Genomic DNA, 14,240 nt, shown 5'->3' with positions numbered 1-14,240 from the left:
AAATAAAACTTACCCAGACTCTATTTTAAGGCAAAAAACCTTTTCAGCATCCCGATAGCCCGGTGTTTCGTGTTATACACGGTACGAATACTCATCCGTAACTTCTCGGCTATCTCTTCCGCCTCGAAACCCGACAGATAAAGTTTCATCACTTTCCCCCCGGGATCAGGAATCCGCTCGACATATTCCAACAATGAAGCCCCCAGTTCACTTTCCACGATATCATTCTCAAAACCGCCATTCAATTCTGCCACATTTTTATATTTCCGCTCCACTTCCAAATGATTCACGTAATTCCTGTAACCATTTTTGATCGCAACAAACAGGAAAGCCTTTATTTTCAAAAAACTGTCAAAAGTAATATCCGTCCGCTCCCAGAGATTACAGAACACATCCTGCACCACATCATCCGGTTCCATTGAAGTAGTCGCGTAAAGACGCCTAGCGTAAGTATGAAGTTCCGTGAAATATTTCATATACACGGAAGTAAAAGCCGAAGTATCACGTCGATTAAAACGTGTTAACAAAACCGTAAGCTCATCATCATTCCTGCAAGGATCCATACACGACACTTTGATATTTTCCTCCTCAAAGTTAGAAAAAAATTACAAATCTCATAGTATCTATACAAGTTATTCCAAAATTATACTATTCTCGTTTCTTCCATCGTCGCTTCACCCAAGCCACTGCTATCGAACTCACGATTCCTCCCACGATACTAACCATGCCGGCAAACAAGTGATCTGCCACCTGCGACAACACCGAGTTAAAACTCAACGTTGTAAACATTCCTATCACAAAATAATCCATACAATTGAAAATTGAAAGTTAAAAACAAAAGGGCTCCAGCCGCCCAAAAGCGAAGCCCCGTGCGGCTGAAATCACCCAATCTAAAATCAGAAATCAAGAAATCAGTAAGCTGTCCGACGCCCTTTTCCCGTTTTTCAACGTGGCAAAACAATACACCTTCACGTTCGTGTTGTCCCACTCTTCCGGGAGCGCACAACTCGTGCTGCCACTCTCGCCACGCTCTCTCAACGCCACCAGTCTCGCCCGTCCCCGTGTCGTCTCGTACAATACACCATACACCTTGTCCTCCGCGGAAGCGTACCCGTCCTCCTCTTCCTGTACTTCCTGCGTGAACTGGTACTTCTTACTCTCCTCGTCGTACATTACCGTTACCTTCGGCGGATTCACCAACCCGGTAGCTACCAGCAATTTCTCAAAATCTACTGTCGCCACGTTCTTCTCGTCCACCGTTACGGCTTTCTGATTCGACGCCACGAACGCATTCGACGTCGTCCCCTTCCCGATCCCCACGAAGCCTTTCTGCACGATCGGCAATAGACTCTGGGATAGCTGTACTAACGTTTTCATCCTCGCCCGCTGTGCCAAAGCCTCTGGCGTCGGGTTATCCTTCCGGGAGAATATCTTCGCCTTCGCGATGTTCTTCTTCCTCGTGTAACACAACGTGATGTTACCTACTGATTTTCTCGCTTTACCTAACAAATAAGAATTAAATTCTGCCATAAAATAATTGAAAATTGAAAGTTGAAAATTGAAAATGAACTCCTCCCTCAACTTCACGAACCAAATAATATAAGGTAATTCAGCTCTCCCTCTGTTTATAGAGGGAGTACGGCGAAGCCGGGAGGGAGTTCAATCTAAAATTTAAAATCTAAAATCATAAATCATTCCCTCAGCGCAGATTCCAGTGCCGGTCCCGGGTCCACCTTTCTCGTTGTGATAGCCGAATGTCCCACCACGTCTTTGATTGGGTAATATTCTTCCAACACCTCGCATACCTTCATCAATGCCTGTACCCTCGTGTAACGATGCCAGTAAGTCAATTTCCCACCCGAGTCATGAGTGTAAACTTCCTCTGCCGGAACGATTCGTCCACACTCGGCAATAAACAAACCTTCACGCCAGCGTAATAATCCGAGATTATCCAGTTCGATCCCTATGGAATAACGATTCAGTCCCGAACGCCCCGCGTACCAACTCCGTCCGGCATGCCACGCCTCCGTGTCAAACGGCACCAGTTGAATAATCTTACCCTCCCGCCCGATCACCAGATGTGCCGAAGCGTTCACGTCAGGCCTTGTCAGATAGATTGCTGCAGCCTCGCTACCTGCCGCAGCCGTGTAATGCAATACAATCATATCCGGCCCTACAAGTTTACGCGTGTTTTTGGCGCACACCAGATGACTCACCCCGTCTCCCACCAAACGGTGGTTGACAATTGAAAATTGAGAATTGAAAATTGAAAATGAACTCATAAATCGTAAATCTAAAATCAAAAATTAGAAGCGTTTTTTTCCCGTGAAGGCTTGCACGATTTTCTCCCCGCTTCTCCCCATCACGTAGCCGCCTAACCCGATCTCCAACAAATCCCAGAATCGGGAGGTATCATCAAGTATCGGCAAACTCACGAATGTTCCCACCAGCACGATCACCGCGAACGTTAACATCACCATCGGGCGCCACGATCGTTGCAACCACGTACCCCGGGCTTCCTCTACCAGAACTGCCGACCGGGCTTCTATCACCCGTTGTTCCCACTCCACGAAAACACGCATCAAATCCGTTTCCAGTTGTTTCTTCTCCCTTGCCGGGAGTGTCAGGCGGTCGACCACCTCGCCAACCGCACTGACCACACCCTTTACTCCTTCCACCACCTGAATCCCGCGAGAATACTATTCTTTACCTCTGCCTCGAAGTAAAACTTCTTGTTTCCCATTCTCCGCACGGGGATAGCAAACAATTTCTCGTAACGGCGCAAAGTATTAGCAGAGATACCCATCGCCTTGCAAACTTCCGCGGCGGTCATCAACCTGTGCGACACGTTCGCCGCCGTTTCTATCGCCAACCGAACCTCCTGCCGGTACTCTTTCAGTTGCCGCAGCAACAATAGGGACATTTCTCCCCCTTTTTCATTTTTGTTAACTACTCTTGCCATGTTAATTGAAAATTGAAAGTTGAAAATGTAAATCACTAAATCAGAAATTACTGAATCAATAAATCATAAATCTTAAATTCGAATGTATTGGCTCCCCGAATACGCCTTCCCCTCTTTCTCCCGGAAAAAGCTGTACAAATGTGCCGCCGTACCCCGTTTCCTTTCCAGCCGGAATGTTGCTTTCCCGTCTCCTCTCGTTGCCCCGTCGATTTCAACAAACACGGGCGTGAAAGAACGATTCCCGTACAGCACGACCACCACCAGACTATCATCCACCCGTGCCGAGGGCAAGTTAGGACCATTCTCCCATGTCAACGTCACGGTATCATCATCCCCGACCATCGCCGACAAATGATCCACCTTTTGCATCATACCCACGGCCAATTGCAAGCGGGAGAAATCGCCAATCTTGCCATCCGGACGGAAAACCATCATGTTTACCTTCATAAAAAAATTGAAACCGTTCACTCCCGATTCTCCCACCGCCACTTTCCACGCATCCCGGAGGACAGTTTCCGCCAAACATTGATAAAAACGGGTCGCCACTCTCAGACGAGAACGATTTTCCTGCTGTTGCAAAGTATTTGCGTCAAGATACCCCGCGGGCATACTTCTCACCCGGCTCGTCCGCCCAACCCGATAAAAAATAGCGTTTCCCACTTTCCCTTGAATTGTACTGTTCGTTATTGCCATATTCGTTTATTTTTCATTTAACGATACAAAAATAACTTGCCATACAAGCGTCAACAACTCTATTTTCCCTTTGAACGAAACGTTCTTCCCCTTGTCACGAAACTTCTTCCCTTTTGATTACCTCGTGCCCACCACCACACGAATAAAATAACACATTCTCATGAAATACCCTCCAACTAACACCGCAATCCCCTTTCACGCCCGCCTCACTCCCGGTACAAAGACGCCCGTGAGCGGCTTTGCACCGACTTTGTACCGGCTTTAAAGCGTCAATATTCCCTTTTCTCCACGGGATTTTTCCCCATTTACAACGGGATTCCCTATAATGAATATTTACTCTATCACCTTCCAATCATCCACGGTCCCCGTTTCGGAAGAGAAGCTAACCCCGACACGATGCAATAGACGACAGTCATTCAAGTAAGGCAAAGCGTATCCCTTCTCCTCTATCTGGTGCAAAGCTTCATCCGCCGTTCCATCCAACTTGAACTCGAAGATATAAACGTGAGCGTCCGTCTCCACGATGCAATCCACTCGCCCCTCGCTCTGCTGCTTCTCCGTGTACACCGTGTAGACACTCACTAAACGCATCAACAAATAGAAAGTATAATGAAAATAACGCTCCCGTTCCCGCTCGTTCTCCTTGCGGCGCATCGTGTAAGGAATGTCGCTCAAGAACGAGGTCAACAGCACCCGAAATTGTTCCGTGTCGCCTGCCTCCAGCGCATCCACCACGTTCAGTACCCAGTTGTTCACGCGCACTTTCGGTTTCAAGTAATCCGAGGCTATCATTGTCAGAAAACCACTTTTCACCTCGTTGTTCGGGAAGTCAAGCAAAAACGTGTTGCGACGCACGTTGTAATCCTTTATCGTGAGATAACCGCTTTGGTAGATCATCGGTAATGGCTTCTCCACGTCTGCCTTGTAATCCACGAACTCCCGCGGATCGTAATATTGACCAGTCAACTCATCAAGATTCTCTCGCGCATGATTCAACAAGCGAATCAAGTAAGTCGGCGTACCGCTCTGGAACCAGTAATCCTGTATTCTCATCGAATCGAAAGCGTTCAGCAAACTGAACGGGTTATAGACATCCACCAACTCTTCGCCAAAATGATAACCGTCATACTGACGTTTTAACAATTGTTTAATCTCCTCGACACCATACTTCCTTTTCGCTGCCATAGCAACGATCGCCTCCGCGAAATAGCTTTCCAACTCCTCTTGCGTGATCCCGCAAAGCGTTTCGTAACGCCCGTCCATGCTGATGTCTTTCGGTTGATTAAAACCGCTGAACACGCTTACTTGGGAAAATTTCGTCACCCCTGTCAAGAAAACAAATTGCAAGTGCTCATCGGCTGCCTTGAATACAGAGTAAAAACCTTTCAGGATTCCCCGGTTACGGTCTTCTAACAACATCCGGTTCCCGTCGACCTCCGTTTCTAACCGGGTATCAAGCACATCAAGGATCGGCTTGTCATACTCATCGATAAGCACCACCGCACGACGTCCCGTTCGCTCGTGTACTTCCGCCAACACTCGAATGAAACGTCGTCCTCTGTCGAGGGAATTGTCCGGCACTATCTCTAAATCACGCTCCCAACCAGAAATATATCCTTCAATCACATTTTCCAACGCACCTCCCTCAGTGAAATCACTTCCGTTAAAATCAATATGAAATACCGGATAAGTGAACCAATCTTTCTCCAGTTCGTCGATCGCCAACCCCTTGAAAAGTTCCTTTCGACCAAGAAAATAATTCTTCAAGGTCGATACCAACAAACTCTTCCCGAAACGACGGGGACGGCTCAAAAAATAAATTTTTCCCCCTTTCACGAGAGAATATATCATCTCTGTCTTATCCACGTAGACATAACCGTCCTCTATGATCTGGTCAAAGCTCTGCATTCCTATCGGGTACTTCATAGCCAAACTACTTTTAAGGTTATTATCACAAAGATAGTACAATATTTTCCTCGTCCCAACTCCTCAAAATATTTTAATCTTTGGTTGTAATCCACGACCGGGGTTCCCCGCCAGTGGACTCATTCCCCGGGCGGGTTTATACTAATAATTAAAAATTACTCTTTATCCTCTTTTTTATCCAATCGTTTGGACGTGTCCTCCAAAATATTAAACACTTCAGTCAACTCTTTCCGATAGGGTTTACTGACGGGTATCAGTTTTCCACCGACACGGACTACCGAAGTGCCGAAAAAAGCGTCAACGTGAAGCAAGTTTACAAGATAGCTCTGGTGTACCCGGGCGAAAAATTGCCACGGTAATTTACGTTCCAACGCTAACAAGGGACTTGTTACCGTGAGCCGGGTACCGTCTTTCAAATAAACATGACAATAACTCCTCGATGCCTCCACCAAAAGGATGTCGACATAAAGGTATCTCTGGCGACACTCGCCATTCAATATAAAAAGCCCGTTATTGATTCTACGGGCTGGCCTTACAGGTGCCGATACACCTCGTGCATTCTTTTCCATATATATAGATTTATGCCTTCGGAAAGAAGCACCGGCGGGTACCCGACTATCTTTTGTCCAATTTACCACTTTAGTTCACGCCACTCGTCTCGATTTTCTGGACGGATAAACGCTACTATTCACCAACTTGCCCAGTATTTGTTCCGGCTTATCCGTCAAATAATCTTACCACACGCTTATTATGTCATTCACTCCACTGTTTAAAAATGATGAACGAGGCCACCAATTCCAACTACCACGATCATTTATTTAAACTTAATCCTAGGGATCCTTTATCGGGTATTTTTCCCAAACTTCTTGCCCCCTGATCTTCCTGAAAAAAAAACTCTAACGGAAATACTAATACCACTATTTGCTTCGTCGGAGAGAGAAATATATACCCTCCCGGTTGAAAACTATTTTAGATACTTTTTTCAAGCTCTCACGACCGACAATCTACCCGATCACGAGCCAGTAATAAATCTCTTTCTTCTTCTCGTTGATCACTATTCCCCCGGGAATAACCATGTCCCCATTCCGGGGGTAATTCCCCTTTCTTGTTATATAGGTAACAGTCTTCTGCATACTTACTTGCACCGGCTACCAACACGTACAATTTCATGCCTTTATCCCAACCCGTGTAAGTTACATCTCCCCAAAATGGAATAATAGTGTTAACCACTAGTATTGGGTAATGACCTCGCTTGTTAAAAAAAATTCATAATAGAGTTATAATCTATCATCAAATCAATCCCTTCCGTTAGCATTCCTTCCGAAGGAGTTGGAACAAGTACAAACAAACTCGTGTCTTGCACATCACAAATCTCTATCGCATTTTGCTTAGCGAAATTCAAAAGCGTGTCATAAACACTTTCTGCTCCCATTTCTTTTGAGATAAAAAGATTATACGTGAAATCATCCTCATCATTTACTCTTGATGAATCATAAATCACTCTTTTATGCCCCGAGTCGAGAAATGGCTTACTACTTTCACCCATATAAAAATGGGAAAAAAGCGAATCATTCAATTTTACTCGAAGTTCTTCTGTCACCTTTATTCTTTCTTGCCCGTGATTAATACCTGTATATAAAAAATCCACATCAAATGATGAACGAAGCAATCTCTTCCTATTACCTCGATCATTTATTTAAAACACTTCCGAGGGGGATCTGTAGCCAGGCTTTATCTTGGTAGTGAACGTACCACATGGAGGATATATTCTCTTTGGCTTCGTTGGTTTTTCTATCAGTTCTTTTTGATCTCTGATTTTTCCGAGGAAAAAGTCTTTGACGGAAAATTTCATTCTCGCAAGTGCATCAGGCTTGGCAGAAGAGGTTTCCCAAATTTCAGTTATATTAATCTTTTCTTTCATCAAGAAATTGAATGTTTCTTTCACCCATTTTTCCGGCAACAGGTTATAGATATGTTTTTCAATCTCGAAAGTAACAGTAAAAACTTTCCCCTCCTTATCAAAATAAACATATATCCAAAATCTTTTATCAGCAAAAATGCTCGTGTCTTTCAAGCTGTGCTTAAGTTCCCTCGTGAGCACTTCATTTTTAATTTGCTTCAACCATTTCTTTCGAAACTCCTCGTGTTTAGAAAATAGCTTACCATCATCAGAAGACAAATACCGAAAAAGTAAAGTACGATCTTCTCTCATATTTCGATTCGAAATGTACATAATAACGGTAGAATCACTATACCCCCTAGAGATTCTATTAAAAACTCTTGCGCTTGCATGATAAAGCCAAAACAGCAAAAGCTTATAAGTAATATTATTTTTTTCATAATTCAAAATATTTATAGTGAGTCTCCTACAAAAGATTTCAAAAAGCTTGGATTAAAGTCAGGATAAAAAGGAAGATTATAACGCTCATAAAGAGGATCATTCCATTTTTGTACGTACTCATTAAATTTTGGAACACCTAAAAAAAACAAGTTCCCGCAACTAAGACTAACAAGCCATGCATTATATTCTCCAAATTTTTCAAAAGCTCGAGGATACCATGTTGGTGAATGTTCTCTTTGAGCACGTCGTAATTCCCAAATATCCCGTAGAACTCGAGCTTCGAATTCTATGTTCTTTGTCGCATATCTCATCACCTCGTAACCGTAATTAATATCCTGTGCGACGTGCAGAATTTCTTCCAGTACCAGTTCATCTTCGATGAAGATATCACTTTGAAATTCAATACTAGAAAAATCATATGCAGCGTAACTACTTAATTTTGAATTCATTTTAAACATTAAAGCTCCCCTATTCTGCATAATATTTGATATAACAGCATCTAATTCAGGGTATTTCATTTCCAAACTATACAAACATTCTAATAAATATTGCTTTTGCATAGGTGTCAGTGGTGACGTGGGAGCGATAATGGCATAATATTTTGTACCCGATGGGCGAAGCAGATTTAACTCACTCTCCGTTGATACCTCCGATATAGAATCCTCTAATAGTGATTCCTGGCAACTTGTAAACCACAAAATGACCAAGAAAATTAATAGTATTCTTTTCATAAGCATTTCAATATTTTATTTCTCTTTAGCCGTATTTCATTGAATCTACATAACCATTAATTCATTTCCCTACCGCTCGTTTCATCAAATCAAAGCCGTCGACGGCGTAAGTTCGTTGGTTATTGAAATCGTAACAAGAGGGATCAAACTTTTCATTCATCGCCATGTTATACAATTCTTTCAATATTTTGGCGGGCAGTTTCACGTAAACCGTGGAGGACGCTACAAACTGCACGGTCAACACGTTGCCATTTGCATCGATGTAAAACGTTACCCACAGCCCGCCGCCTTCCGTCTCTCCAACTTCTTTCAGTATTTCTTTCAATTTATCCGTCATCAATCTTTTCGCGCACTTGTTACGCCATTCGGCACGTTGCTCGGTCTTCTTTTTTTCCTTCGACAACGAGGCTAGTTTCTCGGGTTCAAACATCTCCCCGAACAACTTGTTAAAGTTTTTAATCCTTATTTCAAACGAGTCCCCGTCGTCAATCGGTTTTGATTCAAACCGCTGGGCATACACTCCCGTGATACAGAAACAAATTCCCAGCAATAACATAATTTTCTTCATAGTCTTAAAATTTAAAGGATTATTGGAGCACGAAAGAGGGTGAATCCACCCTCTTCGTTTGCTCTCTTTAATTTATCACTTCCGTGTTAATAAAGACTTATTTCCGCGATCCCCGAGTAATAGAATTCCATGTAAGATCCCGCGCTAACTGTTAATCGTACATACCGGTATTCGGAGTCTTTCACTTCTTTCGAGAACGGGACATAATTGATCTCCCCGTTACTCCTTCCCAGCGGATTTTCCTCCACGTACGTGGCATTCACCCAATGAACTTTGTCTTTAGAAAGCTTAATGATGATCTTCTCTGGGGCAACGGAATTCTCTCCCGTCCGGGAAAATTCTCTCTGCACCAAACGAAGTCCATTTAACTTTTCCAACTTATTCAAATCAAGCGTAAATTCATACGTCGTGAACTGGGACAAATAAATAGGATTCCAACTCGTGGCATAATCACCGTCCGTCAAATTTTCCAATTCGGAAGAAAATCCCTCCTTATCTTCAGGAACCAGGGTAATCTTCAATCCGGTCAAATCGAGAGGGGTTACCTCCGGCTGGACATTCGTGTTTTCTTTCTCCACAATATAACTCTTGCTAACGGTACGGTAATGCTTATTGTACCGGTCCACGGTCAAACCATTTAACTCATGCAATACATCTAATGCAAATTTCGAAGCCGCTGCTTCAGCGACAGTACTTTGCCCGTACTTCACATTGGTCACGGCTTCGGGCAAAAGATAACGCCGACTTCCTAGTACCAACTTTTCCAAATTCGGCAAGTTCAAAATATCATCGAACGAACGAATTGACCAATCCAAATAGAGCGTTTTCACGGTATCTGCCCATTCCTCCGGAATCTCGTCATCAAAACCGTACTGGCGTTTCATTTCCTGTTTGAAGTCCGCCTCAAATATTCTAGCAGAAGAATATTCATACGGTTCAAAGTCAATCACGTCTTCGCAACCCGGCAACTTTCCCCTGCGAGTCAAAATGATTGGTTTCGAAGGATCAATCTCGTCCGGCAACAACAAATAAAGTTTATTGACAATTTGCTTGGTCAATTCAAAGTTTCCCAACGAACCGTCCTTTTTCGTGTAGCTCAATCCCGCCTTTTCCATATTACTCTGCCACTGGAGAAAATAAAGAATCAAACGATTTTTTATCACGTACGACTTGGAAATCACACGATTGAACCCTAATACCTCTTCATGGGCATACGTGTAAGGACGAGCGAAAAGGGAAGTCACGATAGAGGAATTGCCATTCACGTCCACCCCGCTCACGGAAACTTCATAATTACCATCTTCCAATTCTTTCCCGTTTATACTCCCAATACTATATTCCGTGGTCCCGCGCTCCAACAACACGGAGTCCGTCACTCCCCCTTGCGCCCATTTCACCTTTATATTCCGAATAATAGGATCAATATTATTCGCCCACGTTACAATCAAGCGTTTCCAACCCGGTTTTACCAGAAGATCAGTACATTTACCTATATAACGGATCTCCCCGTTGCCCGAATAATCCTTGTACGTGTCTTCCAAACTTTCATTCTGGCAGGCGGACACGCATACAAGTATTCCGAGTAAAATTCCTATATATCTATTTATTTTCATAATCAATTCGTCTTGTTTGTGTAAACTTCTAATTCATGAAATTGAACATAGTTGTCAACATTCTCATATTTCGCAAAACTAGTAGCATCGGCAGTAGCGAATACATCGTTAACAACAATCTTCAGATAGCGATATCCATTCTCTCCTTGAACGTACATCGGGACTAAAATTTCCATGAATTCCGCCTCCGCAGCTAATAATGCTTTTTCATCGAGTTCCTGATACTGCATCGTATTCCAACTATAATTACACCATCTATCAGTATATGGATACAATCTTTTTTCTTGCTTGAACGTTCCCAACTCTTCCCATCCTTCCAAGCGATTCATCTCTTCGTATGAAGCCGGTGCTTTACCGTCATCCTTTATCCCGTAAAGTGTTACTTCACAAGGCAATTCATTTTCATTGTAAACATTACAGAGACCTCCCATCCCGCCATTACCCGAATCATACCACGTCGGTCCCGCCACATTTTTGAGCATGGAGTAAAAACGGGTAGAAGCCACTATCATGTTCTGTTTCAAATCCAGATACATGGGGTGCGCATATTCTCCCGCTCCATAAGGTCCTGCCAAGAACGAACAACATTTATTCCGGTTCCCGGGTTGAAAGCAAACCAACCCTTTCGTGTCCCCGTCGAATAAATACTCCACGCCCAATTTATCTATCGGGTCTTCAATGGAATTGTCGCAATAGAAAGAAAAATCCTGGGGCATTAGTTTAGTCATCTCGTATTTTTCCACGTCCGTCCACGTCCGCTCGTCCACCATGGAACCGCGGAAATCTTCCACCCGGAGAATCACCGTGTACGTATCCACGTCCTGTTTAATCTGGTAATTAACCTCCTCAACTCCGGTCGTCTCTTGCAACAAGAAACTGGTCATCAAAATCGTATCGGGCAAATTCGTCACCGGGTCGTAACCGAGATAGAACACGTGAGCCATACCCGTGGTTTCCGGCGGATTATTGTACCGCAACGTGAAACCTCCCCAGTTCGAAAGCACTTTCACGTTTTTTATAAACGTCACGGGACCGGAATCAGCAGTACTGAACGTCACGTCAAACGGCTGGGATTCCCGATCGTCATAATAACAAAAACTTACCTGGGCGGGAATATTGCTTGTCGCTTTATTAAAACCGACCAGTTTCACGGAATCGCAAGTACTGCTGGCAGCCCGAAGCATATCTTTCCCGTATTCATCCTTGTAACGCACCCTAATCCCGACAATACCCGGATCCTCAGGAAGGATATAGTGCATGACGGCTCCCCCGGACATCGGTTTGAACGAGAAAGCGTTATCCGGCAATTCGGCAACAACAAATCCCGACTTATCATCATCACAAGCCCAAAGCCCTATAATCAACAACAATAATAATATATTTCTCATAATTGCCTGTTTATAAAATTTACAATTTAATATAGCAAATCCTACATTATCCGTTACCACCCCGGGTTTTGCACGATATCGGATATCTGAATGTCCTCCGAACGTATCGGTGTGAAATAATCCTTGGGAGCTTCAAATTTACGCTTCTTCCACACGATCATCGGTTGGTCGTAATCGCAATAAAAACCTCTCTCCGTGGAAGACAACACGTTCCACCCGTACTGCGGGGCGTTTAACTCCTCCGGGGCAGTCATCCAGCGGCGCAAGTTCCAGTAGCGGCGTCCCTCGAAAGCGAACTCGATATTCCACTCCTGTTGGATAATTTCGCGCATACCGGCTTTCGTGGTCACTTTATCGGGATTCTTCGCATAAGCCTGCCAGGCTTCGCGCACCTCAAGAATTCCTGCGCGGGTGCGCACCTTGTCCAACGGATCATAAACCCGGTCATCCGGCACGTCCAGGTATTCATTCCACGCCTCGGCGGCAGCCAGATAAAGTTCCGCCAAACGGAATATATATCTCGGATTTTTAAGACTGTTTTTCAAAGCTGTATGGTAATTTCTGAATGGTATGTCCGAACTCAACCATTTCTTGATCCAGTAACCAGTAATATTCTGGGGCGTAGATTCGTCATACCGTTTCAGTTTCGTACCCAACACCTCGTTCTGCCTTACCTTGATATCCACTCCCTTGTACGTCACCTCACCTCCGGTAGTGTAAGCACGATACCATTGCGAGCGATCCGCGGCAATCATGGCGTAGAAACGAGGTTCGCGGCGACGATGCAAGCTCAACACGTCAACACCTAAAGGCAACACGTCACGGTATTTCTCGTCCGCCTCTTTACTCATGCTATACTTGGAAGCTACCCATTGTTTATCCTCGGTAATGGGAACCCCGTGTTCGGTGTAAAACATCTCCACCATTTTCATCGGGGCTCCCAAACACCCGTAACTAGCCGCATCATAATACCCATCAGATTGGGAAGGCGAGTACACCAGCGTCATACTCGTCAGGTAATCATAGCTATCCGAGTTATTAACGGTAAGGATTGATTCTTTACTGGAATAACCGTCACCGATCCACGTGCGTTCGATATCCATCAGCTTGTTGAGCAACGGAGAGGGAGCGCTACCCGTCCCGGAGATTAACTCCTTGCCGGCAGCTTTACAAATAAGAAGTGCCGTATCGCACGCCAAGGCAGCCCTTTTCCATTTCTCCTTGTCGTAAGCCGGGAAAAGCTTTTCCCCGTTTCTATTCACGAAATTTTGCAGGGAAGCATTACCGTTAAACAAGGGAGAGGCCGCATAGAGCAACGTCAGGGCTTTCAGCGTGGCAACAGCCTCCTTGTTGAAGTAAAGCGAATGATCTGTCGGTTTGGCACTCATATAAGGTAACTCGCCCATAGCCTCGTCACACAATTTCACGATGGCATCCACGCACTCGTCTATCGGGCGGCGGGATTGTATCATTTCCTCCATACTCACGTTAGCATCGATATTCTTATCCACCAGAACGATCGGACCGTAACGGCGCATCAGGTCAAAATAATAAAACGCCTTCACGGCTTTCACCTCAGCTTTCCACAAGGCTTTCTCATCGGCTTCCATATTATATACCCCATCGATATGTTCTAGGAAGATATTGCAATAACGAATAGCCGCGAAATACTGGTTCTTATGCCAGACATTACAATAGGGTGATTGTGCCATTTGTAAACCGTCACCGATAAACAAAGCAGGAACCAAGCCTGCATTCTTCGTCCTGACATACTCTGCCCCACAATACTCGTCCGCCCCCAAGTATGCCGGATTTCCCGCTGATTCCGCCACGTTTACAGTTAGAAAAACATAGCAGGATTTGAGCCACACTTCAGCGTTTTCACGTTTTTCAAAATCAGTTTCGATCGTTTCGATATCATTATCCGGAACAACATCAAGGAACCCGCTGCATCCGGTCAGAAAAACGAAACACGCGAACAATACATTATACCATAATTTTTTCATCATCATATCTGT

17 protein-coding genes are annotated in these 14,240 nt (G+C 44.3%); all 17 read right to left on the bottom strand.

The features are described 5' to 3' along the window. Nucleotides 1–20: 20 nt before the first annotated feature. The 17 genes from ACK8P8_RS16255 to ACK8P8_RS16175 all read right to left on the bottom strand — a co-directional run bounded on the left by ACK8P8_RS16255 (nt 21) and on the right by ACK8P8_RS16175 (nt 14,234). Nucleotides 21–563, bottom strand: a complete 543-nt coding sequence (locus ACK8P8_RS16255) for an RNA polymerase sigma factor (protein WP_369859576.1) — start codon at nt 561–563, stop codon at nt 21–23. 85 nt (nt 564–648) lie between these two features. After that, a complete protein-coding gene (locus ACK8P8_RS16250) occupies nt 649–810 on the bottom strand; it encodes a hypothetical protein (protein WP_176554979.1) in 162 nt (53 codons plus the stop codon). A gap of 93 nt (nt 811–903) precedes the next feature. Further along, nucleotides 904–1,530, bottom strand: a complete 627-nt coding sequence (locus ACK8P8_RS16245; RefSeq protein ID WP_369859575.1) for a DUF6266 family protein — start codon at nt 1,528–1,530, stop codon at nt 904–906. A 161-nt stretch (nt 1,531–1,691) separates the two neighbouring features. Then, nucleotides 1,692–2,282 carry an N-acetylmuramoyl-L-alanine amidase gene (locus ACK8P8_RS16240; protein WP_369859574.1) on the bottom strand — a complete coding sequence of 197 codons (591 nt, stop codon included), beginning with the start codon at nt 2,280–2,282 and terminating at the stop codon, nt 1,692–1,694. Nucleotides 2,283–2,306: 24 nt separating this feature from the next. After that, the gene (locus tag ACK8P8_RS16235) at nt 2,307–2,681 is read right to left on the bottom strand and encodes a 3TM-type holin (RefSeq protein ID WP_369859573.1); all 375 of its coding nucleotides are present in this window, start codon (nt 2,679–2,681) and stop codon (nt 2,307–2,309) included. Continuing rightward, nucleotides 2,666–2,962, bottom strand: a complete 297-nt coding sequence (locus tag ACK8P8_RS16230) for a MerR family transcriptional regulator (protein WP_141560910.1) — start codon at nt 2,960–2,962, stop codon at nt 2,666–2,668. The genes ACK8P8_RS16235 and ACK8P8_RS16230 overlap by 16 nt, the downstream gene beginning before the upstream one ends. A 72-nt stretch (nt 2,963–3,034) precedes the next feature. Next, nucleotides 3,035–3,655, bottom strand: a complete 621-nt coding sequence (locus ACK8P8_RS16225; RefSeq protein ID WP_369859572.1) for a DUF6266 family protein — start codon at nt 3,653–3,655, stop codon at nt 3,035–3,037. Nucleotides 3,656–3,988: 333 nt separating this feature from the next. Then, on the bottom strand, nt 3,989–5,581 hold the full coding sequence (locus ACK8P8_RS16220) for a PD-(D/E)XK nuclease domain-containing ATP-binding protein (protein ID WP_099291240.1): 1,593 nt from the start codon (nt 5,579–5,581) through the stop codon (nt 3,989–3,991). A 155-nt stretch (nt 5,582–5,736) separates the two neighbouring features. Continuing rightward, complete coding sequence (locus tag ACK8P8_RS16215; RefSeq protein ID WP_099291241.1) at nt 5,737–6,150, bottom strand: LytR/AlgR family response regulator transcription factor; 414 nt, start codon at nt 6,148–6,150, stop codon at nt 5,737–5,739. A 421-nt stretch (nt 6,151–6,571) separates the two neighbouring features. Further along, nucleotides 6,572–6,811, bottom strand: coding sequence for a hypothetical protein (locus tag ACK8P8_RS16210; RefSeq protein ID WP_141560911.1), 240 nt, complete (start codon nt 6,809–6,811; stop codon nt 6,572–6,574). A 25-nt stretch (nt 6,812–6,836) separates the two neighbouring features. Beyond that, on the bottom strand, nt 6,837–7,181 hold the full coding sequence (locus tag ACK8P8_RS16205) for a hypothetical protein (RefSeq protein WP_369859571.1): 345 nt from the start codon (nt 7,179–7,181) through the stop codon (nt 6,837–6,839). Between the two features lie 96 nt (nt 7,182–7,277). Then, complete coding sequence (locus ACK8P8_RS16200) at nt 7,278–7,793, bottom strand: hypothetical protein (RefSeq protein WP_410026059.1); 516 nt, start codon at nt 7,791–7,793, stop codon at nt 7,278–7,280. A 140-nt stretch (nt 7,794–7,933) separates the two neighbouring features. Beyond that, nucleotides 7,934–8,653, bottom strand: coding sequence for a hypothetical protein (locus ACK8P8_RS16195; protein ID WP_141560913.1), 720 nt, complete (start codon nt 8,651–8,653; stop codon nt 7,934–7,936). Nucleotides 8,654–8,714: 61 nt separating this feature from the next. Then, nucleotides 8,715–9,221 (bottom strand): hypothetical protein, encoded by a 507-nt coding sequence (locus ACK8P8_RS16190; protein WP_099291245.1) that lies wholly within the window; start codon nt 9,219–9,221, stop codon nt 8,715–8,717. Between the two features lie 86 nt (nt 9,222–9,307). Further along, nucleotides 9,308–10,834 (bottom strand): DUF4998 domain-containing protein, encoded by a 1,527-nt coding sequence (locus tag ACK8P8_RS16185; protein WP_099291246.1) that lies wholly within the window; start codon nt 10,832–10,834, stop codon nt 9,308–9,310. 2 nt (nt 10,835–10,836) lie between these two features. After that, a complete protein-coding gene (locus ACK8P8_RS16180; protein WP_099291247.1) occupies nt 10,837–12,222 on the bottom strand; it encodes a DUF4959 domain-containing protein in 1,386 nt (461 codons plus the stop codon). 53 nt (nt 12,223–12,275) lie between these two features. Next, the gene (locus ACK8P8_RS16175; protein ID WP_410026058.1) at nt 12,276–14,234 is read right to left on the bottom strand and encodes a RagB/SusD family nutrient uptake outer membrane protein; all 1,959 of its coding nucleotides are present in this window, start codon (nt 14,232–14,234) and stop codon (nt 12,276–12,278) included. Nucleotides 14,235–14,240: the final 6 nt, after the last annotated feature.

Source organism: Butyricimonas muris, from assembly GCF_046365375.1.
GTDB lineage: Bacteria > Bacteroidota > Bacteroidia > Bacteroidales > Marinifilaceae > Butyricimonas > Butyricimonas muris.
Note: the sequence above shows the minus strand (reverse complement) of the source record. Positions and strands in the feature narration are given on the sequence as shown.